A 22508-nucleotide genomic window follows, 5' to 3' on the forward strand; every position below is an offset into this window, starting at 1 on the left:
AAAAGCTAACATTAGTTAGCTCATACGCTTAATTTATCATTTCATTGGTGAGCTCTATTTTGAGTAGGCTAAACGCAACCAGGTTCAAAACGACATTGGCACCGTAGTCTTTTTCGATCAAATCGAACGCTTCTTCCGTTGCTCCAACCAGATCCTCCTTATCCGAGGTCATCTCGGTAGTGACAATTTCCTCATCATTCAGTGCAAAGGTCAGCCTGTACAGCATCTGTATTCCCCTCCTTAGAGGTCAATTCAATATTTCGCACATCGGTAAGATCAATGATATGAACCACATCGTCTGTATCTTCCAACGTAATCGATTTCCCCTCGTTCTTGTGTTTGGTGAAAAGTCGGCGATATTCTTGCTTAACCTCATTCCCAGTTAACGGGATTTCGCGTACGACCTTATCCGAATCTTTCTCTTTCTGTTGTAACCTTGGATTATCTTCCATCCAGTTCACTGTTTTTTTCTTCCCACTTCCCTTGAAATAGAAATGAGCAGTAAGTTCAATATTCATCGTACACTACCTCCCGGAATAATTACGTTTTCATACTACTTTCTCTATACGCCTTGATCAGTTAATCGTTAATGCTAATCTTCATGCAGATGCGGGATACACAAACTATTTCGTTGTTAAAAGAAAAAAAAGGACAGCATATGCTATCCTTCCGTATTAGTATTTCTTAACCGCTATACGATTGCCGTATGAGTCATATATATATTGGAAGTTAGTTTGAACAGGTGTTGTTCCCAACCTGGTGATGGACTTGGCCACCAATCTTCCCTCATCATCATACTGATAGATGACATCAACCAAAGTAGGAAGTTGCACGAAGTCCAGACCGTCATATCGATATATCTCACCAATCGAAATGACTAAGAAGGAATCATCCTGTGCATAACCTTCTGGAGAAGCCGGCATGGTAAGTACAGGTTCTCTAACAAGCTGCTCGGTGTAGTTGTCTGTAACGACTTGTCGAATAACTCTTCCCTGATTGTCAAAAGCAAAATATGTAACCACATCCGTATAATCTACCAAATCGCTGATCGATTCCCACGGATCAATGACATTCAGGCGTTTTCGTTCACCCCAAGTCATGCTCACATGGGTTTCTCCATCGCTGATCATATCGGCACTGTGTGTGTCAGGATGTGTGTAATGATTGGCCTCACGCTCGATGTTGGACAATTTTTCGCGTTCGTCCAGAGTCATGATAACGTTATGAATTCCATCTGTTAACATATCAGCACTGTGTGTATCAGGATGGCTATAGATCACCGTTTTGGTACCATTAAGATTAATCACTCCATTCTCAGGATGGTTCGAAACTCGATCACCACCCACCTTTACATATTTCCCACCGCTGTATGTATAGGTCGTTGATTCATTTTGATTGCTTGAGTCTTGGCGGACCAAATACAATCTTCCTGCTTCACCTACGGTTGGAAGTTCTGTTTTGAGTCTGACCGAGACCACGTTCCCTACTGACACTGCGTCCAGTCTGCCATCAAGTGAGGCATAAGAATCCCTGGCTTGTTTAACTTCACGTTCTACTTTGGCAGCTTTGCTGTATGAAACAATATCCATGTGGTGGTCCTCCTCTCACCTTGTAGTCAAACCAACGACCTCAATATCGAAGTTGGCCACATCTGTACCCAGATTTTTTAACGACAAGTGAAGTGTTGAAGTCCCATCTACGTCCTCATATGGCAAATCGATCATATCGTAAATCCCTTCCATAAAATTCCCCGTCGAGTATTGGGAATTGTTGAAATAGAGAACCTCTGGATGTGGACCTGCACTGTTCAAAACATGAACTTCCACATTTGTCTCTCTGGACGGAATGACCCTAATCGTTTTGATCATGAATCGAGGATGTTCCATGGGAATATCAATCATTGCCTTCGCCCCACCGCCAACATACTCTACTCTTTGGGCAAACGATACCGGCAATAGCACTTTTCTCATCTCCTCCATCAGTTTCCATGTCCTGTTCAAGAGCCTTCCCTCCTTCTAGGAATATGTGTATCCGGATACCGTCGTGGACGAAGATGACTATCAGATGTGTTGCCACTTCCGCTGTAGGACCAATCCCCCCACGTTTTCCCCACTAACCCAGCCTGCTGGACAGGAATCTTGACCTTAATACACCAATCAAGCCCCGCATAATTTTGTTTCACTTTGAGGCCTCTTATGGTATCACGAATTAAACCTACTCCACTGGACTGGGTCAAAAATTTATGCTTCAGTATCATATTTTTTTCATCAGGAACTCCCACTCTGGTTCGTGGCCCATAAATATATTTATCCGTAACGTATCCAATCAATTGATCATTATGGTTGTCCAGCATCCTCCATGTACCCCAACGGTAGATGTCAATTAATTCAGCCGTAGTGGATAACGTTCCTAATGAATAGACTATTTCCTTACCTTCAATAGTTAACGGAACAGCATCAAGATCGTATCCAATGCCATGCAGAACTGCCGTCTTACTCTGGGTATAGAGAGAACCGCTCTCGGCGGTCCCTACAACTTTCCCTTGATGTATAGCCATGTCCATCACCACCTTAATTCATCAGGACAGCAACCGTAGCTCCTGATAAGAAGCTCTGTCCACCAATCGACAGCGAGTATACCTTATATGTTCTAGTGCCCACTTTGATCTCATCTCCATGTGAGACTCCGGCAGAAGGTACCGCATAGATATCAATAAGTTCGCCTCTAGGGCCTTCCACACCATTACACATAATAACCGGAGCAAGATGATAAAGAGACCCCCACCCTGGATTAACAGGAAGCATGGCAGAGTAAGCATCATAAATGTTATTCACCATCTGTTTATCTTTATCACGCAACGTCCGGATACCATTATCCCCGTTGTAGCTGAGGCCAACACTCAAACTCGAGGAATCTGTCTCTGTGGCATACCTGTTCAGAATTCCGAAGTAACCCAGATTGGATATACCGGTAACCGAGTTCACATCCCCCTGCAAATAAATAATAATTCGGTTTGGTTGAACTGAAACTTGGTAATCGATTAATAGATTCGTATCAACCGCACTCGTATGACATAAGAAGTCCTTTTTCACTTCGGCTCTGCCCAAAGGAATACTACCATCTGTTGCCATCACATCTTCAGCCACACTCACGGTCAATGTGTTTCCCGTTGTTCCCTTCGTGTTTCCAACCTCAAGTCTGAAGAACAGTTTATCTGAACCTGTTGTTCCCACTGATTTGAGCACGATCACACTCGCTGTCTCGTAAAATACAGACCAAGGAGAACCTGCAATCGTTTTAAAACCTTGAACAATATTTGCAAATAATTCATTCATCTTAACTTTGCCTGTGAAATTAGCCATCCCTCATAAACACCTCCTATATTTGGAAAAGTAACGCTCTTTGCCCGCCACCAAGCAGTCTCGCACCATGGAAGAACTTCGGCCTTGAATACACAGGAGCCAGGTTCGAATTGTAGTAATAACGTCCATAGTCTGTATTCGGATAATCCTGATCTACGACATGAAACACGTAATACTTGCCATCATTGCCAAGATCCAGGATCGATCCGTCCGGGTGCTGCGCACTGTTTTTAAATACAATGGAACGCATACCCTTGAATTCACCCCTAGCTCCTTCAGATGGATGATAGACCATAAAAGGCGTAACATAGTATCTTGAACCTACACCTGGAGAAGGGATGGACTCTGTCCCAAAATTGTACAGTGCGTACTCCGTTCCATTCCGTGAAGTCATCACGACACCTCTGGGAGTGTCATATTGATCTGATATGTTGTTATCCGAAGCAGATAAAGGCATATGTGGGAAAACGCCATAAAATTTATTGGCAATCGCCGGGTCCTCTTGCTCTAATGGCTGGCATTTACCTAGGAATATTCGTACCGGGTAAGCTCTTTCCGGATAGTTCAGACTCTCTCCATGGATAAACAGGATATCCTCATTCGTAATTACAGACCACTTATAGTTCACATTATACTGTACGTTATGACACAAAAATGGCGTTTCCGTCATGAATTTATCTGTGTCCACTGGCGAATTTACGAATAGATCTGGTGATGCCACATTGCTTCCCAGGTTCTTCAGTCCCCAGCGAATGTTGACTCCTCTGGCGTGCGCCCATACACACATGGTAAAACGCATGGATGTATTTTTTTTATTGGTAAGCAGCGCATTGCCCCAGTTGGCATAAGTCGTTTCGGCCGTATGTATGGTATCCCAGTAAGGATCGAGTGCATCTTTCAATGTGTTAACAAGCGTTGAAGTAAATAAGCTTAGCGTACTGGTAAACTCGTGTCTGCGAATCATGGTCATGCACTACACCTCCTTCTCGATCTCGAATAGCAGCACCCGTTGTCCGCCACCGAGAAGTAACGCTGAATCGAAGAAGTAGGGTTGACCTGCATATGCGGTACCGTTTGTTGCATAAAACTGTTGATTGGTAGCAGGATGGGCTTGGTTAAATGCATGGAAGACATAGTACCTTTCATCCTCCAAGTCCAAGATTGATCCATCTGGATACTTACTGGCATCCTTAAGTACTGCAGTTCTGATACCTTGGAACTCACCTCTGGCACCTTCTGTTTCATGCCAAACGTAAAATGGTGAAATAAAAAATCTCCCACCTACACCCGGTGAAGGTACTTGTGAACTCGTCGCAAAGTGATATAACGCATTTGGTGTTCCATTACGTGAAGAACGCATGTACCCGCGTCCTGCCCGATATTTAAGTTCATCGTCGTTGTCAATTAAACCGTGGGGGAAGTGAGAGAAAATACCGACGTTATCGTTAGCAATCAAAGGATCTTCTTCTTCGAATGGTTTTACTCTTCCAAGATACATACGGAAAGGATATGCTAGATTTAAGTTTGTCTGAGGTTCACCAAAGAGAAATATATAGTTCTCACTGATAAATAAACTCCACTTCCAATAGACATTAACAGCTGTATTAATACTCCTGTATTCACTACTATAGACAGAGTTATAGTCCATTGTATGAAAAGGGATTTCGGTGACTGCTCCAAGATTAGTATATAAATCGGGTAATATTGTAGATGCATTATTTCTTAAGCCTGTTCTTAGAACATAATTCTTTGAGTACGATCCACGACTATTATCACTACCGTATGTATAACTAGAAGAATTCATTGAAATTGTGAAAAAGAGACTGGGATCATTATTATTTTTTGCCGTTATCGTCCCTTGATTAGCGATACTATTTAGATTTGTATTCCACGATTTGGGCTGTGCGTAGCTATTAGTGTTGCTATAAGACCACTCCCAGTGGACATCGCCATACAAATCCTGTGTTACTGTATCGTAAAGGGTCTTAATAAACGTTGAACAATACGAGTAAAACTCATAACGACGCAGTGCACCTAACAAAATATTTTCAGCCAACTATCCCACCTCCTTAAGCACCAAATCGGATTTTCATTTCGTGAAAGATGTTCTCTTTAAGTACGATTAACAGAATTGATTTCACCATGTCACTTCTCTCTGTTATGAGATTCTCTTGATAAGACTGCTCTTTGTCCCCAGCTCCATCCTCTGTCTCCACACCACTAGCGGCCTCATGAATTTCAGGTAGCCCTTTAAGTGAAGGTAGAAACTTATGAGCCACATTATCAAACAGAATATTGCTTTCAAAAGCAAAGATTAGAATTTCAATTTCCTCTGTACTGAATGGCTCTAAGTGATTGCCCACTAATTTATCCATGATGGTATGTAGTGCAAACTTCACATCCTGCACGGTCCTCGTCACGTCAAATCACAACCTTTCTAATTTTTACTTGTTTGATGTTACCGCTAGCATCATATTCAAATCCCTTCTGAACTCCTTGGCCATCATAGATCAAGGTCTCAGTCTTAACGGTACCGTCTGCATTGTAAGTAAACGATGTTTTCTTCAATAGCTGTGGAGTCAATTCTAATGAGAACACTTCTTCTGACTCAATGTCACCATTAGAGAAGTAGTTATATATGACATCCAGCTCAAGTGTACTTCCTTCAAGAAAGACAAGTCTCCTCCGGATGTCCGTGTCATCGAAGGTAGCACCTCCTTGAAGCACATAATACTCTGCACCATTGTTGATTTCGCGCAGTACTCTACCCGTAATGTCACGCTGATACTCAATGGACTTGATCTGTCCGTTACTCTCAGTAACCTCCTGTCGTTCCAGATTTCCATCCGGGCTATAGAAGTGCTCAATGGTGCGGTTGATCCCTCCATCAATCTTCTCCGTATGCACTTTTCCATCTGGATAATAGGTATATTCGGTTACCGAAGTGGTGTTAATAATTGACCCACGACCAATGACAGTTACTCGGGCTTCTTTGGGCACATCAAAAGTAAACCGTATAAGCGTATCATTATATTCAATGTAATCGTCTCCTGCATCCATGCGTATTCCATCCAGAAATACCTCTGCAGAATCTGAACCAATCACATATCTGGGCACTTGAAAATCTCTAGTCGTCGACAACCTGCTGTTAGGAGCAGAAGTGAAATGGAATACGGATTGATGCTCCATAGTGCCTCGACTCTCAGCGAGTTCAAGACGACTCTGCATGTTGTCGAGTCTGTCCTTGAGAGCATCATAGACGACTCCATTTTTGTCTTCTCTTGAAACCACAACTTCTTTAGCAGTTGCTTCTAATTGGGCTTCCATCGCTTTGATCGCCGTATGATGTGTAACAATTGTTGTGGTTTGCTCACCAACGGTTTTTTCCAGATCATCTACACGAATTCCCAATGCTGACATGTCATTTTCAACAGATCCCTTTGTTAAGAAATACCTGAAATCCAAAGCCGTGAGTGAAGTTGTTGGAGAAACTCCAACATCGAGTCCACCAATGATCATGGCATCCTTGGGCTCTTCTTGATCTGAACTGTAAGAGTACTGCCCATTTTCATGAAGAAAAATATAATATGTCGTATTTGCCACAATGTCTGGAATGCTGAATGTCTGGGTAAATTGATCTACAATAACCTTGTTGATACTGGCTCGTCCTGCATTAATCGTAACTTGGACACTGTTATTTGCATCTAGGTACGTGGGGTTGGTAACACTGAGATCCTGAATGGGTTGCTTCACTACAACTTCAATCGCTTTCTCCAACGTGTCAAATCGATGATCTATGGATGCCTCTGCTCCACGTGCTTCTTTTATCTCCGTCTCCGCAAGACTCAATCTCTTTTCATGGTCATCCTGACTCTTGGAAATAGTATTGACATCTGCTCTTGCCGTCACAATATCCTGCTGAACATCATCCAATCGTGAGCTGTTTGAAATAACCTTAGTCTCGACATCGCCTAATCTCTGCTCATGATCTTTTACTGCGTCTCGGCTATCGTGTGCAGATTCTTCTACGAGTGTGATTCGATCACCTAGACTAAGCGCATTCCCTCTGGCTTCATCCAACTCTGCAAGATAGGAATCAATCTCATCATGCGTACGGACCCCAATATCACTTAATTCCTTATGACTCTTGGCGGATGATCGATGAGACTGGTTAATTCTTACTGACATTTGACCACCTCCATTCATGCCTTACATGATCTATACGTAATTACTCCAATACTATTAAGTCATATGTATGTCGAATACATCTGTAGCGAAAATTTGACCTGGGAAGCATACCTGTCTTGAGATTCTTCCCTTTCCATTCGCAGCCAGAATGGATAGGACGCTCCTGGCAAAATAGTAAACGCGGTGATCGAGAAGCTGAAGGACCCAGGAATGCCTTCAACATCAGGCGCAATCTGCACTTTATCCGTCCCGCTTGTGAGCGCAAAGATTACATTTTTAAAGTCTCCTGATATCATGGGGTTCTTGGCAAACATTCGAACTTCTTGTGTAACAGAACCACCTGCCGTTAAATAACCTAGAAACCTATCCGTGTTGGGATAAAGAAGCACATCGAAATCTTCTCCTGTTTCAGGATTCGATTCTTTGTAATATAAATCTGGTGTAACCTCAAAATACATTAGGTCTCCCTTGTATACCTTTATAGAATCCATCGCCTGAAACCGATTTCCATCCGGAAGCCTAATCCCGAAATTGCCCTCAAACGGATATGGATATGGATCCATGTTAAAATGTACAACCGTTTCTTCAGATCGGCATACTCTGGACTCAAGCACAACACCATTCTGATCGATTAGATAAACCACAGTTCCTTTGGTTAGATTGTCTACGGCAATAGATGTTCCTTTGTTGATTCGAATATACTGAATATGCATGGGGTGATCCCCTTCACCCTTCAGATACAGACCAATTTTAGGGGTTCCCACCAGTTCTACAGAACCAATGATGTTCCAAATCACGCCATCATCCGACCAATACGCCGTATAATAGTTATAATCTCGAATCAAACGTATCCACGGGTAAGTCTTCAGCAAAGGCTGTGGCAAGGACATATCCAAAAACTCTTCAATCTCCATGTAGTTATGTTCGTCTACAAACACGATAACTCCACCGTAACAACCCTCTGTATCGGGATTGTAACTGTTCTTCACATCCATGACGAATTGCTTCATATCTGTCAGAGGTTTATAGAACATATACAACGGATCTTGGCCATGTTTGAGCACCAGGCTGCCACTACCCGCTTCATAGCGAGTAGCATCGTTAGGGAGTACTTCCCATTTGGAATCCAGGTTGGGGCTTACGAACGCATCCTCATAAATCCTGCCTGACTCTTTCAATCTTGCAACACCCATACAGAACCTCCTTTCTTTACGTAAATAGCCAGATGCGTTTACCGATCACACACATCTTGGGCCTTGCTTTCCAAACTTCCAGCAAACATTTAATCAGTGCTTCAACACACTTGTCTCCCCCACCACCTTCGCAGTAAGGAATGACATAGACGTCATCACATATCCAGTTGGTCAGCTCCATCCAGTCCAGATTAGCATATTCATAACTACGCGTACCCACTTCCTGAAGTGAGGTGAACACCCATTTGAACTCATGTTTGCCTTTGGGCACTGGATGTGAAAATGTATAGTATCCACCCTCTTGGGTGAATGTTTTGATAAGCTCATCGTCAATGAAGAAGTCCAGTTGACAATCAAATGGTTCAGGTACCCACACCCATCTTTCGTAGGCTTTGAAGTCATGCACCCGGAAGGTGGTTAGATATCGTTTTCCTGTCCAATCGCTGATTTGCCCCTTCTGATCTGTTGTAATCTCCACCTTATACTTGCTATAAGGCTTGGGAGCTAGATCATTCAGTTCGAAGCCACGATACCCATCCCCGTAATACTTTTCATCCCATAACACTTTTCCGTCCTCGCGGGTAATTTTCACGCGCATATTACTGTTATCGCAGCCACCCATCCAGATCGGTTTGTTATTCCAAACTTCAAAGTGAGTCACCTCAGCCCAGGATGGATCAACTTTGCTAATATCGTCAAGTTGCATCGATCCGCCCCAGATCATCGCTCCATCTCCCGGGCAGCTCTGTTCAAATCGAATGCGAACCTCATAACTTTTCTTCTGATCTGATGTATTTTCTACCTCAATAGAAATGATTTGGTCATCTTCATTTGTGAATGGTCGAGTATCAATTACTTGGCCTTCTTCAAGAGTTTCGATGACAATTTTCGTTCCGGAACAAGCTCTACTTGTATTTTTATATAAACGAATTACATCGAGCCAGGCATGACTTCCACCATCTGGCGCAGTCGTAACTGGTCCGGGCGGATTCCATGAGTCTTCACTTGGATGTGGAGACTCTCCTTCTCCATACAGTAATCCCTGAGCGTCTCCGCAGAAAGCATCCCATGTCTCTAAAAAGCTACCTCCGCTGAGAGTGAATCCACCAGCATCCAATCCAGAAGCCGTAGTTTCACCCCTTTTTTTATGAAGGGTGTACTCAATTCGATAGGTATGACCAGGTGTTAAAGTTTTAAAGCTGTCTGTAAATTTTCTAGGCTCTCCGTTTAATAAATTATAAGTGGCACTTCCCGCTTGCATATCTAGTGTTAAATCCCATATTACTGCTTGTACTTTCGTTTCATAATCATAATCGGGATACCCAATCAAACTATTTTCATTTTTACTGTAAGGGTCTTCAGTATGTATCTGCAAATTACCAATAGTCGCATGATAGCGGACATTTTGCTTGTTTTGATCATTATCTGGATAGGTATCCGTAACTCCAATACTTACTGTATACCTACCTGGTCGGGGTACATTAATTACATCAGATTGATAGGATGCTGCCGATTTTTCCCAAAATTCATCGGTGAAACTGTCATAATCAACAGTGGTACTATTGTATCCTCTGTTGTTATTCTCTTCATGGATTAGCTTTTTTTGTTTTGACTGACCTTCAGGATAGAAATATACTCTAAGTTTAGCTCTTGGGTTCTTGTCTACAAGGTAACTAATAAATTTATAGTTAAGTCTGAATTTTCCTTCACAATGAAAAGAAATTTCTATTTTTTTCGTGTATTTACTATCAAAATCAGAATTATTATCTCCTGGCTCTGTACCTTTAACGTTTACAGAATAATAAGATGTTCCCAAAAATTTAGGGTATCTTACTCCTGAACTTGGAATGATAGTTGGAATAATTTTTCTTAGACCTTGAACTTTTTTATTTTTCACCGGATAAACGGTAATTTGCTCATTGTATAAGATACTTCCAGTAGGTGGAGCTTTAAAATACCGTGTGACTGTCTTACCTTCATCCAGCACTTTAATACCCTGCATACCATTATCACTATAAATTAATCCATCGTTCTTCCATCCCCACTGGCTAGACTGTGCTGAGTTTCCGTCATATGGGACTTGCCCATATTGAATTTTGTGAGTTTGAGTACCTGCTGGAAAACAGCTTTGTCCAAAAGGATCGGTGACTACATCTCTTATTTGCTCATTTGCTGGACCATCTCCACCGGTATTTCCAGAGCCTCCGGAGCCTCCTGAACTTCCCGCACTAGGAGTATATGCCTTCCCATCCTGGTATATCCAGCGGAATATATGATTACCAGCAGGGAGGGGATACATACAATCTGTACCTTTATCACCGTTGGATTGACTTCCTGTCCATACGCTGATGCCATCTATTTGTAGTTCCAACTTCTCCCCCGTATCAAAGTCGCCACCATACTGCCAGCATATATATCCAGAGTTATTCATTGAAGCTGTAAATTCACAAATAAAATTTTGGTTATGTCCCTGCGCCCACATTACACCATCTCCAACCGGGATTGGATCAGGGGGATTGTCAGGGTTATATTGCGGAGGTTTGATATCTTTCCATTTCCAACCACCAATAAATTTCAAAGACGGTTTATACACATCCTTTTTATTAAATAACTCTCCAAATATTTCGATATCTCTTGAAGTCCCTTTATCTGGGTCATAATTTGAATCCATTGCAGGATAGATTCGCATGTGCTCTTTAATTTTTAATTTGGCACCAGGATTGAGCTCTGCGCTGTATGTAATTGTATCTCCATTTGTTTGTGTAGATGCTCCAGCATCGGTTACATCCCATCCACGTGTCACATCAACATATGAACCTAGCGGTGACGTTGTACGGTATGTATTACCCGTGTTATTACCATAGGTGAACAAATGATTCTTCTGATACTTAAATGGCTCCTCTGTCAATCTATCTTGAATATGAAACTCTATGATGTTGTGTCCAGCCTCTAATGGAATACGCACTAGTTCCCTGGCACTTTGCATGGACGTATAATGTACTAACATTCCGTTAACTTTTACTTCAAAAGCTTCAGTAGGTCTAAGCAAATGCGCGTAACTGAATACAAACCACCCCTCATGATCTAATATCACCTCTGTCTGTGCTATCATATTCCCTTCCGTTGGTTCATCCAAACGTAAAATATCTTCTTTACGGATCCATCTCGGATTTCCCGACATTAACCATTGATATTTTCCAATTCCTTGTCCATAGTGAAACGGCTCCCAATGATCAATCTCTCGCGGAGGACAAGTTACTTCGAGCGAACCTCTCAAGTCCACGGTCGTATCCGGCCCTGCAACAATTTCATATTCGATTTTAGCCTGGTTAGTCTCCGTTTCTGAATATTCCCCATTCAGTCTCCACTCCACACCATGTACTGATGTAGCATAACTGCCATGATCTCCATCCCCGCGCTGAGTGCGTTCAAGCATTTTATCATCAAAAAATAACTGATAATCATGATCGGGATACGGCTCTTCATCCACCCCCATCTTGTAAGCAAATGAAACCGTTCCATCACATTCGTTATCCAGATCCATCGTCATGGTTTTCTTACGTAAATCATCCGTAATGAACTGTCCTTTAAAATGGGCCTGTGCCACACTTTGCGGTGATCTTACAACCCAGTTTCCATACTCATATACGTCCTCACCATCCAGATCGTAATCTTTCGGTGCAGGCGGCTTGCGTGTATCCACAATCTCAACGACTTCTACATCCTTGATATAGATGCCATTGTTCTGCCATACTTCGGGTCTCATTTTGCGGATCAGCCAGTCGAACTTGTACATCTGTCCTGGCTGCAACGTAAAAGCCGCTTCCTGCCATCCGCTATTCTCGCTCCATTCACCTCCGACTTGCTGCCCATTAATATAGAACAGCATGCCATTACCGCGCTTGGCACTAGCCAGGTACTTGAACCTGATCTGTCCATAACGCTTCACACGCCAGTTAAATGTGATTTTGGATGAGTTGCCAATCTCCAGAAGCCCTAAATCCAGTTTTAAGATCATCTCTGATCCAGATTGTTCATTTCGGCCTACGGAGTGGACAGCTACCCATTCCTGATCCTCCGTTGATGATACATATCTGAAGAAATCAGGGAATTTATTCGAGAACGGGACGTCCTTTTTCATTGAAAAGAGCGGAATCTCATATACCGTTGCATCAAAATGATTAAAGTAATTCCCACTAAAATGATGGTAGTAGGGTGCCGGACAGACGGGCAATGATACACCATGATGACTACCGCCAGGCTTCTGAGCATTTTCAAGAATCTTGTGAATACAATCTTTAATCATCTGCAGTACTCGCTGATATTGTGTTTTATCTGGAGGCTGCTGTTGTTCTACCCACCATTCAATCCTGCGATACATATTCCACAGTGCTTCACGGCATCGTACACTCGCATACCACGACTTATCTTTCAGATATTGCTCAATGATTTGATCAATACTGTTTTCCAGTGCATCCAATTGAACCGTCTGCCATCGTCCTATCTGACCGTAACCTGGATCACCCAGAATAGGATTATTTTCTTCGCCATGCCGGTCCGTTTCACTCCTCGGTGCATTGGGACTCTGCGGTAAATACGCAGGGTTATTGGGGTTGCCGTAACTTTCGTCCGCAATCTTCGCTCTCATATTGGCGAACAATACACCTTTCTGTGATTTGGAGAACAAACCAAATGTATGACCCATACCAATCACCTCCCAATCTCTCTATACGACAAAAAGAGCACCGAGTTAATCGGTGCCCGTCAGATCATATTGCAATTTCGAATCTGTGTAGATCTGGAGTTTATTTTTCATGACCGACACGGACAATGTATACCATTTATCCTTCTCCCACTTAAAGGGTTGCATCGGAGAGCCCACTGCAGTTGGATTACCAGCAACGATTTTATATAGCTGCATCGGCGTTCTCATATCCAGACTGTTATCGCTGTCTCCTCCGTGAACCATAAACATCCAATAATTATGTTCATCGAAGTATTTGAAAATAATTCCTGCGCCATCCCCATCCGTACTTGTATCCACCTTGAAATCAATGGAGAACTTATACGTCTCAGCCAGGAAATTATTGCGGTACCATCCACTGATGTCCTTCGTATCTGCCTTGGAATAAAACTTTCCAAGCAATGGATCCCGATCCCAATCACCTTGACCGAATTTAGTCCAATCGTCTGATTGGGATAATTCCAGCGCATCCATATCCTTGGAATACGGATAGTACACATTAAATGGATCATTCGGATCATAGTCCTCCGGCACACCCAAACCACCTTCCCAATCTTCAGGATCCATCCCTCGATCGAGCAGATCTTCCGAGTAATCGAATATGAGACCCTGTGCCATGGTATCCATCATTGGAATGTAAGCATCAGCGGATTCCCGTTCAGCCACCGGGTGATCAGTCAGTGTGAAGCTCTCACGCGGTTCCATCTTGGCTTCGTGATACATTTCCATAAGATGAGCTGTTCTCTCGGGAAGGAACGCGTGCAACTGTTCCAGATACTCTGCTCTTTTCTCAGGTCTTTCAGCGAAAATAAAACCTGTGATGACTTGAGAACAGCGTTCTTCAAATGAAGCCATGAGAGAATCAGGATCTTCAATTTCAGACAATCTGGCGTTCGCTATACCAGTCGGCAACTCTCTTGCAATGCTAGATTCACGTTCCTCTGTTATCCCTTCAAAATCATCTTCACTAAGATAACCCGGGTCTATTAACTTACTGCCAAAGCTCTCGCCGTCATTAACAATGTAACTTGTGTATGGAAGACTATTTCCGTAACTTAACTCCTCACTGGAGAAAGCAAACCTCTGGAGTGTGGTACCATATATCCCATCAAAATGCTCACCGGCTCGCTCACCCCCAACGCCACTTTCCATTTCATGTGAATGACCATATCGATCTATTTTCTCCGTTGCGAATTGCTCCCAATCCAGAGTCGTGCTTCTTAACAAGTTCATTCCAGAATCCAATTGATGGTTATACGCGTCATAAGAACTTCTGGAGCTCATGAACGAGTTATCTTCAATATGAACGTCTCTCGTTTTAAGGTAAGCATATTCGCTTTGGATCAGGTCTAGCTGTTTATATTGGAAGCCAACCAGTTCCATGTCCAAAATGGATTCATTAAATTCCTTGTTTCCGTAGAACATGTCCTGATCCAACGATCCATTTCGCAGTTTCACTACATCATTGATCGTCTCATGGGTATGCGCCCATCTTTCAGCTTTTACCGCCAAAAGGTTGTCATGAAGGAATGCTGACCTATCCTCTTTATTTAACTCAAGCGTTTGGATCAAATCAGCTTCATTACCGTTTTTAAACGCATGAATTTGCTCATCAATAGTGGAATCTTTGGCATTTTTCAGACCGTACATGTTCTCTTCCAAATATGCATATTGCGGTTTGTCGGCGAGCAGATTCTCTTCCATATTGCCGTACTGGGGTTTGTCCGCTGAGAGTACAATCTCTGTTGTTCCATACTTCAAGTTTGTTCCACCAACGATCTCAACTGGAACATCACCGTACTTCAGATTCGTTCCGCCAACAATCTCTACAGGTATATCTCCATAAGTGAGCCCCGTCCCACCCACAGATTCCACTGGAACATCTGCATATTTCAGATTTGTACCGCCTAGTGGTAACGTGAGGTCAAGGTAACCATTTTGCGGTTTATCCGCTATAAGTTGTTCTTCAAGATTAGCAATCTTTTCAATCGTGCTATCAGTTGTCTCATGAAGGTAAGCGTCATGAGTATGCTTGTATGCAAGAATCACATCATGATCCAGTGCTGAATCCTTTTTACTCTTTATCGAATCATAGATCAGTTCGACCAAGTCAGTATCTCTGATACCTTTACCACCGTACCAACCCTCACCATGCAATTCACTCAAGCGTAACTTGACAACTTCACTCTCAATTTCATGAACTGATGCCTCTTTCACGATTCTTGTAAAATGGTTATCTTCAAGCATGAGGGATAATCTGTTCATGTTATCCGAAATGATTTCAACGTTTAATTGTCCTTTGCGCATGATTGAATGAGCCGTCAGCATATCGTCAAGATACGCAGATTTCATTACAGTAGTGGCTAGAGATATCTCATCTTGCACCGATCCATATCGATCTACCCTAATCGCTTCAGGAGTAATATTTACCAACGTGGATTCCCAAGCTTGCCGCATACCTTCGTTAAACTCGATATCCATCGCACCTTCTCTTGCCCACGATGAACCAAGCGTATATCCAATCTCAGCTACTCCATCTCGATATTTCGAGCTGCTTATGGAATAATCCTCGCTGAGCAGCGCAGATCTCCATTTCAAAGTCGCCAGTGAGTAATCTATATCAATAGCTGCCTGACGTGGTTCAATCATGCCAATAGAGTAGCTCTCATTCAAATACAACTGTCTGATCTTGGCTGTGCCTATGGAGTACTCACCACTGATTAAACCTTCTCTTATTGGATTAGTAGCCATAAGTTGTTGATCATACGAGTATCCCTCACGAGTCTTTGACGTTCCAATAGCATATTCGCTGTTCAAAAGCATCTGGCGCAAGTTCGTGCCACCCATGGTGTATTCATCATCAATTATTCCATATCGATACCGGGAAACCCCGCCCATATTAAATTCGGTATGAATCACACTCTCACGGTTCATGTTGGAGCTCACGATATGATGGTCGAGAGCCATTCCGTCCCGTTTATATTTTGCGCCTATCCCGTACTCATCAAAGGTTTGTCCTCTGCGTTCAACTTGACTTCCTTCATACGCTGGGTCATCCGGGAATAATCCCCCTCCAGGATTCAGGTAACCTAATGAATCTTCAAACTCAATAATAGCCGGTCTTGCATTAAAATCTGCGCCGTAAATGACTTCCGTAATTTCGCCATGCTGATCTTCCTTTACTTTCACTCCCTCGAAAACGTCTGTCTCTAGAGTAGAATTACGTCTGTTCAGTTCAGCCGATCGAGATTCATCCTCAAGTACTGTTATGCTCAAATCTTTGGATGCTTCTGAGAGTTCCGTCCCTATATCACCAAGCTGAGATTCCTTCGCACCTTCGAAATTGAAGGAAATGATGCCTGATCTGCTTCCTTCTTTATCAGCTGTTAAGATCCCACAATCGATTAACGCATCTACCCGCTCTCTAATCCCGGCCAAAAACGGTTCATCAAAATAAACCGAAGCGTCTGCATTATTCACAGCTTCCATCATCATTTCCAGGATGACTGCCGGGCTGTTCTCCAAGATCTCCCCAACAATAAATTCCTCGTCCAGATATCCAGGGTATGCTTTATTCCCCAACCATCCTCCACCAACCAATTTGTCTAAAAGCTCGTCTCGAATCATGGTTGGTCGGCTATTATCTCGGATGGATTGCAGGATTGTTTCCAGGTGTAGCTTTTTAGACTCTCTATGTGATACAAGTGGTTTGTCAGTCAGATGTACATACTTCTGTTCATCGTTCTTTCCATACGAATTTAGCTTTTCGAGCATGGTAGAACGTAATAATTCTTTGTCAGCCAAATGGTCCTCAGACTCAGGTAACCACAAATCATGAGCCAACGCTCTTTCTGCCGTTGTTGAACCTGCCGTATAGCTTTCAAAGGATGCTTTTCTTTCTGCGCCTTCCTCGCTGTTCGGGATGAACAAATTCCTTTTTTCTGTTTTTGCAGTATGGAACTTGTCCTCAATATAGCTATCGAACTTGCTTTCCCTTTCACCAAGTGATTGCTTGTTGAGTATTTCAAGAGCCTCTGCAGTCACTCGTTTGCCTAACCTACTCTCCTTCTCTACATACCCAGGAACCTTACTGATCCTTCTGCTCTCCTGCAAATCTCTGAAAACAAAACCGTGCTCCTTACTTTCACGATAAGCCTGTTCTGCATGACGGTCCACCTCACTATGAACCACATAAATTCGTCGTGCCTTAGGACGCTTATGCTCAATATACATTTTCTCCACATAAACTCTTTGCCCCGTAGTCAAATCACCTATGACGTTCATATCTTCTACTTGATCTCGAACAGCCCAAGGAAACTGTCGTTCCACATCCGTAATAGTCCCTATATCTCTGGATGCCAAAATGATACCGGATGCTGTAGTTGCTGGATGTTTGTCTATAATTCTGTGAGCTTGGAGCGGATGCCAAAGGGTATCACTCGGACGAAAGACTAACGCATTTCGATGTTGGTCATGGCTGCTTTGACTGAGATCATCATGAAAGTAAAGTTGCTTGTTGACTTCTCGCGTACTTCTCATTTCGGTATGTAGAACAGTGGGGTACTGACGATCCTTCAGTTTGGCAAGAACATTCTCATGAGTTGTCATTTCATTCTCAATTACCCGCGTAGCCTGATTCAGTCGTGAAAGAAACATGTTCTCTTCGATGTCTCTGATTGCTTGAACAATTGTGCCTGTAGTCGTTCCACCAAAAGTTGTTTCTCGCACAGCTGTTCCCAGTGTATGCATGAGTGTCAATTGTGAAATGTTATCCACTCTTTGGGCTAACGGCAACGTCCGATCAAGGTGCATATACTTTATTTCCTGAAATCTACGAATATAAGCAGTCGACATATCAGAGAGAATGGATAATTGCTGATGATCATCTACCCTTTTCCCAATCATGGTAGCTTGATCAGCAAATGTTTCTTTATGATCATCACGTAAACCTAACAGGTCCTGATATAGAATTTCCACATCTTGTTTGCTTACTTTCCGGGACTGGAGACTTCTCTCAAGTTCTGTACTTCTGAAGTGGTCTTGAATGGCTTCTAACAAAAATTCATTTTGTGTGGATCGTCCAATGATCTTCTCCACTTTCTCGAAAACCTCTGCCACATCCATATCCGGTTTATCGTTTCGAACAGAGTGTATCAATTGTTTAATCACCAGTTCAGAGCTGTTATCTTGCTCTGCACTATCTGCATAGTCCGCAATCATCCCAAATTCACTAACCCTGAAACTGATTTTTCCAGGCTCCAGCTTATCCAGATTCTTAACAAAGTTACGAGTTAAACCCAAATTACGGACAATCTTCAGCTCTTTATCGTTATCTACGCGCCAGCCCTCTGACATATCTTCAGGAATGAATGAGTCCTTTAAACCTCCGGGTCTGTGGCCCTCATCTTGATGATCCATCTCCAAAGCTTCAATTAACGCAGACCGCTGCATTTCAAACGAAAATTCCATGACATCGCCTTGCTTGGTAGCTGAGCTCGATCCTTCCATGGAACTGTGCAGAAGTCCTTCTTTATCCTGTTTAGCTTCACTTAGGACAATAAATCGTTCTTCTCCTTCCAGATCCTTGCGAATCGCTTCCACAAGTTGATGATTAAATCCATGTGAGATCGATCTTGCCATGTAAAAATCAAGCATCAGGACACTTGGATACCGGCTGTAAGGCATGTATATAAATCGATAATCCTCAGGCCTGCTTCCTGTAGTTCCGACTGTAAACAGGTAACCGTACTGAGTTGTCGTGTAATCTATAACGGTGAAATCAAACTTATTGACTACTTGACTCACGTCACTGCCCCCTTCCAACTAAAAAAAAGGGAACCCCTGAGTGGAGTCTCAGAAAGTTCCCTCTCACTGAATCTATACGACTCAGCTTTGATTCAGTTTAACTTACGCCGTATAACGGACTTCCTTCAGAATAGCCACACCCATACGTTGGTTGGCAGACAGATTCATGAAATTCTGCGCTGTATCGGTATCGAAGTAACGATACACTTCTTGGTCCCAGGACTTGCCTTCCACATCAATAATTAACTCATCCAGGTGAAGGATATTATGCTTCGTAACCGCGATGCAGTTATCGAATTGACCGCGGTAGCCCTCGTAAGGGTGAACCACGTAGATCGGAGACAAGTGATATTTGGATGTCCATTTGGACGCCTGGAAGCCTTGAGGCTCCAGTTCCAACCCCGTATCCCCCAATTCCGGATCTTGATAAGCTTTACCTTTCGGTGGAGCTTGTGTGATAAAGGAAGGATAGTGCTGCTGGAATTCAATACCTGATTTGGTTTTCAACATCTGAAGTGTGTTGTTACCTGCAGAAGTATATTGACCGTAGTAATACGTTCCTGTTGTTGCAATCTGAGAGATATCTGGTTCTTCGATTACTGCTCCAGCTGTCAGCATTACGTTTCCGTCTACGTCATTCAGGTTGTATTTGAACGGTTTCAATGCACCTGCGTACAGGAAGGATTTTTTGTAATCAAGGAAGTTTACTGCTGGGTCAGCGACGAGAACCATCGCCAAGCGATTGTTCATGACATTTACATACATGTATACAGGTTTTTCTTTATTCCGATCCGTTGGTGTATAGTTTTCCAGTGCCCATTGGTAGAGTACCGGATGTCCTGTTAGCTTGAATGTAGGGCGAGTGGTAACTGGTAGTGTAGTTGGTTCGCTGCCTTCCAATCCTTCAAGCAGCTGAACAGTCAACGTACTATGCTCCTCATAGGCTGGAACTGGTGCAACGACGCGTGGTACCAGAGCATGATTAATGAAACTTACATAGAAATGTTTAGTAATCGGTGTTGCTTGTGTTCCAATGGTCATGATCCCGCGAAGAATAAGTTCCTGAATACGGTCACTACTGTCCTTTTCTTCGTAAAATACTTCCCACAGATTTTGTTCCTGAGACTCGCCTGCAGTGGATTCAAATGGGAAACTCTTAAACCCTGTAACTTCCTCTTTCAGTTTTGTCAACACGTCCTGTGAAGTAGTGATTGTTTCTACATATTTAAAATTTGCCATTATGTAATCCTCCTTATTTTATCTCTTTCAAAAATGCAATCGTAATTACATCTGGTGATGGGGAATGCTTGAATAGATTCAACGGACTCTTGATACTGAAAAACTTGTAAACCTCTGTCCATGTACCCAATGCAGGTTTGGAAGGATCTTTCAGAATTTCTGTGTCTACGATCAATTCATCGCGATTGACCAAATTATGGTCGTATATCGCAACTACACCGTCCATATAACCTCGGTATCCTTCTGCCTGATGCACAAGGTAGATTGGGCTCGCGTGATACTTTCCTGTCCATAGGGACTTCTGGAACCCATCCGTATCTACAATCAATTTCGAGAGGCCCGGGGGAAGTTTACCCACAGAAGGATAGTTCGGAAGATGCGAAATAAATGCCGGGTAATACCGCTGGAACAAGACATTACTGCGTGTCTTCAACATGGACATGGAGTCCATACCATTTGAAGTGTACTCACCGTATTCGGCATAGGTATCCGGATTAAGATCCGTGAGAATATCATTTTTCGTATAACCTGTCATATCTGTTCGCAGATCACCCATACCTACAGTGACACCAAAGTTGCCTCCATGGTCGTAATCATTGAACGGAACGATCTTGCCTATGTATCCAAAACTGCGGTAATAGCTGTGAATATTCGGTGAAGGATCACCTTCCAGAACAAGAACTACTCGATCATTGTTTACCGATAAAGTGTAAGCTACCAGGTAATCCGGTCTGCGTTTTTTGTTAGGCAACCATGACGTTGTAGAATGTCGTCCGTGGAAAAACCGAGCTGCAGGGCTTACGATCTCTGTCTTGCCGTCATAATCGAGCTTCCACTTCGTGGACGGTGGGATGAAAGGTTTAATGGCTGATGAATCATTCCATGTCAAATACATATAATGTGCCTTCAATTGGTCAATGACTGTAGGTGCCTTCCCAATCGTTATGGTTGCAGGATCACAGATCCCATCATACGTTTCGCGCTGGCTTCCTTGAGCAACTTTCCCCTCGAAACCTTCTCCATAGTAGATGTTAATGTAATTCCAGTCATGGGCTGGCTGTTCAAACATGACATAATAATCTCGAACCTGAATCCCTGTGGGAACTGTAGGAGTTGCTTTCACTACGGTCTGAGCAGTTACATTGTTCAATACATCAGCTGTATAGAACAGTTCATCGAACTTGTAAAGTTGCTTTACAGGTTCATAGGAATAATCCACAATATTACCCCAAGCCCAGTAAGGATTATATTGATAGTCGTTAACTCTTCTGGTTAAGTTGTATTGGTACTTGCCTTTAGACACTAGCTTGATTGCATATGCCCAATCTGTAGGCATCTCTGTGACAATCTCAAACTGATTCCATTCCTTTGTTGGTTTTGTTGTGCCATCCAGGTTTCCAATCACCTGTCGTACCAGATATGCTCTGTACCCATCAGGAACTGAATTATCTACAACAACAGTTACCAAACAACCAGGAACATCAACATATATTGTTTCATTTGTCTGAGCATCTTTGTAATTGAATTGTACAACCTGAATTTTACGTCCTGTCTTATAATTGCCGTAAGTTTTTCCGATGTTTGCTGTGCCAGGTTGAGTCATACCTTCAGCTGATTCGTCAAAATAGGTTTGTCTTACTTCCCATAAACACCCATCCGCATCTAAGGCAGATTCTCCTGTGTAATTTTTGGCTTCAGTCCAATCCGGAATTTTGTATACTTCATACTGATTTCCATCCGAATGGGTGTACATGCCAACAATACCTTTGTGATAACTTTTACTGTAGGTCACCCACTCAGCTCCGCTAGATTCGTATACCTTCTCCCAGCGATTGGCGTCAATCCCGCCCTCTACTTTGGGAATATCAGCACCTACGATTTCATCGGCCAGCGTGTTGATTAGTTTTTGTGCTTCCGACTCTCCGTCAATATAAGCGGCAAAGTTCGTCTGCGGTTTTTGCAGTGCCATCGTCACCC

General features: G+C 42.9%; 15 protein-coding genes. All 15 read right to left on the reverse strand.

From position 1 onward, the window contains the following. Positions 1-28 precede the first annotated feature (28 nt). On the reverse strand, positions 29-226 hold the full coding sequence (locus tag MKY95_RS21680; RefSeq protein WP_036607761.1) for a hypothetical protein: 198 nt from the start codon (positions 224-226) through the stop codon (positions 29-31). Next, on the reverse strand, positions 195-518 hold the full coding sequence (locus tag MKY95_RS21685) for a hypothetical protein (protein ID WP_036607763.1): 324 nt from the start codon (positions 516-518) through the stop codon (positions 195-197). Before MKY95_RS21685 ends, MKY95_RS21680 begins: the two co-directional genes overlap by 32 nt. A gap of 156 nt (positions 519-674) precedes the next feature. After that, complete coding sequence (locus tag MKY95_RS21690) at positions 675-1589, reverse strand: hypothetical protein (RefSeq protein WP_036607767.1); 915 nt, start codon at positions 1587-1589, stop codon at positions 675-677. Between the two features lie 15 nt (positions 1590-1604). Next, positions 1605-2000, reverse strand: a complete 396-nt coding sequence (locus MKY95_RS21695; protein WP_339194366.1) for a hypothetical protein — start codon at positions 1998-2000, stop codon at positions 1605-1607. Beyond that, on the reverse strand, positions 1997-2557 hold the full coding sequence (locus MKY95_RS21700) for a hypothetical protein (RefSeq protein ID WP_339194368.1): 561 nt from the start codon (positions 2555-2557) through the stop codon (positions 1997-1999). Before MKY95_RS21700 ends, MKY95_RS21695 begins: the two co-directional genes overlap by 4 nt. A 13-nt stretch (positions 2558-2570) precedes the next feature. Beyond that, on the reverse strand, positions 2571-3362 hold the full coding sequence (locus MKY95_RS21705) for a hypothetical protein (RefSeq protein ID WP_253501457.1): 792 nt from the start codon (positions 3360-3362) through the stop codon (positions 2571-2573). A 16-nt stretch (positions 3363-3378) separates the two neighbouring features. Beyond that, on the reverse strand, positions 3379-4332 hold the full coding sequence (locus MKY95_RS21710; protein WP_076251177.1) for a hypothetical protein: 954 nt from the start codon (positions 4330-4332) through the stop codon (positions 3379-3381). Between the two features lie 3 nt (positions 4333-4335). Further along, positions 4336-5418: a hypothetical protein gene (locus tag MKY95_RS21715; RefSeq protein ID WP_036607777.1), complete on the reverse strand. Its 1083-nt coding sequence runs from the start codon at positions 5416-5418 to the stop codon at positions 4336-4338. Between the two features lie 13 nt (positions 5419-5431). Further along, positions 5432-5737, reverse strand: coding sequence for a hypothetical protein (locus MKY95_RS21720; RefSeq protein WP_155985031.1), 306 nt, complete (start codon positions 5735-5737; stop codon positions 5432-5434). A 46-nt stretch (positions 5738-5783) separates the two neighbouring features. Further along, on the reverse strand, positions 5784-7550 hold the full coding sequence (locus MKY95_RS21725; RefSeq protein WP_076318997.1) for a hypothetical protein: 1767 nt from the start codon (positions 7548-7550) through the stop codon (positions 5784-5786). Positions 7551-7609: 59 nt separating this feature from the next. Continuing rightward, positions 7610-8743 carry a hypothetical protein gene (locus MKY95_RS21730; RefSeq protein WP_076318996.1) on the reverse strand — a complete coding sequence of 378 codons (1134 nt, stop codon included), beginning with the start codon at positions 8741-8743 and terminating at the stop codon, positions 7610-7612. 16 nt (positions 8744-8759) lie between these two features. Continuing rightward, complete coding sequence (locus MKY95_RS21735; RefSeq protein ID WP_076318995.1) at positions 8760-13448, reverse strand: hypothetical protein; 4689 nt, start codon at positions 13446-13448, stop codon at positions 8760-8762. Positions 13449-13493: 45 nt separating this feature from the next. Further along, entirely contained in the window at positions 13494-19292 is a 5799-nt protein-coding gene (locus tag MKY95_RS21740) for a hypothetical protein (protein WP_036607787.1), read from the reverse strand. A 102-nt stretch (positions 19293-19394) separates the two neighbouring features. Next, on the reverse strand, positions 19395-20531 hold the full coding sequence (locus tag MKY95_RS21745; protein ID WP_036607790.1) for a hypothetical protein: 1137 nt from the start codon (positions 20529-20531) through the stop codon (positions 19395-19397). 13 nt (positions 20532-20544) lie between these two features. Continuing rightward, complete coding sequence (locus MKY95_RS21750; protein WP_036607793.1) at positions 20545-22500, reverse strand: hypothetical protein; 1956 nt, start codon at positions 22498-22500, stop codon at positions 20545-20547. Positions 22501-22508 lie beyond the last annotated feature (8 nt).

Source organism: Paenibacillus sp. FSL P4-0176, from assembly GCF_037975265.1.
Taxonomy (GTDB): Bacteria; Bacillota; Bacilli; order Paenibacillales; family Paenibacillaceae; genus Paenibacillus; species Paenibacillus amylolyticus.

Excerpts from the sequence above, each read along its gene's own strand:
- MKY95_RS21750 (WP_036607793.1), bottom strand. The coding sequence starts at position 22,500 with ATGGCACTGCAAAAACCGCAGACGAACTTTGCCGCTTATATTGACGGA.
- MKY95_RS21735 (WP_076318995.1), bottom strand. The coding sequence starts at position 13,448 with ATGGGTCATACATTTGGTTTGTTCTCCAAATCACAGAAAGGTGTATTG.
- MKY95_RS21725 (WP_076318997.1), bottom strand. The coding sequence starts at position 7,550 with ATGTCAGTAAGAATTAACCAGTCTCATCGATCATCCGCCAAGAGTCAT.
- MKY95_RS21745 (WP_036607790.1), bottom strand. The coding sequence starts at position 20,531 with ATGGCAAATTTTAAATATGTAGAAACAATCACTACTTCACAGGACGTG.
- MKY95_RS21690 (WP_036607767.1), bottom strand. The coding sequence starts at position 1,589 with ATGGATATTGTTTCATACAGCAAAGCTGCCAAAGTAGAACGTGAAGTT.
- MKY95_RS21685 (WP_036607763.1), bottom strand. The coding sequence starts at position 518 with ATGAATATTGAACTTACTGCTCATTTCTATTTCAAGGGAAGTGGGAAG.
- MKY95_RS21730 (WP_076318996.1), bottom strand. The coding sequence starts at position 8,743 with ATGGGTGTTGCAAGATTGAAAGAGTCAGGCAGGATTTATGAGGATGCG.
- MKY95_RS21705 (WP_253501457.1), bottom strand. The coding sequence starts at position 3,362 with ATGGCTAATTTCACAGGCAAAGTTAAGATGAATGAATTATTTGCAAAT.
- MKY95_RS21720 (WP_155985031.1), bottom strand. The coding sequence starts at position 5,737 with ATGGATAAATTAGTGGGCAATCACTTAGAGCCATTCAGTACAGAGGAA.
- MKY95_RS21680 (WP_036607761.1), bottom strand. The coding sequence starts at position 226 with ATGCTGTACAGGCTGACCTTTGCACTGAATGATGAGGAAATTGTCACT.
- MKY95_RS21710 (WP_076251177.1), bottom strand. The coding sequence starts at position 4,332 with ATGACCATGATTCGCAGACACGAGTTTACCAGTACGCTAAGCTTATTT.
- MKY95_RS21700 (WP_339194368.1), bottom strand. The coding sequence starts at position 2,557 with ATGGCTATACATCAAGGGAAAGTTGTAGGGACCGCCGAGAGCGGTTCT.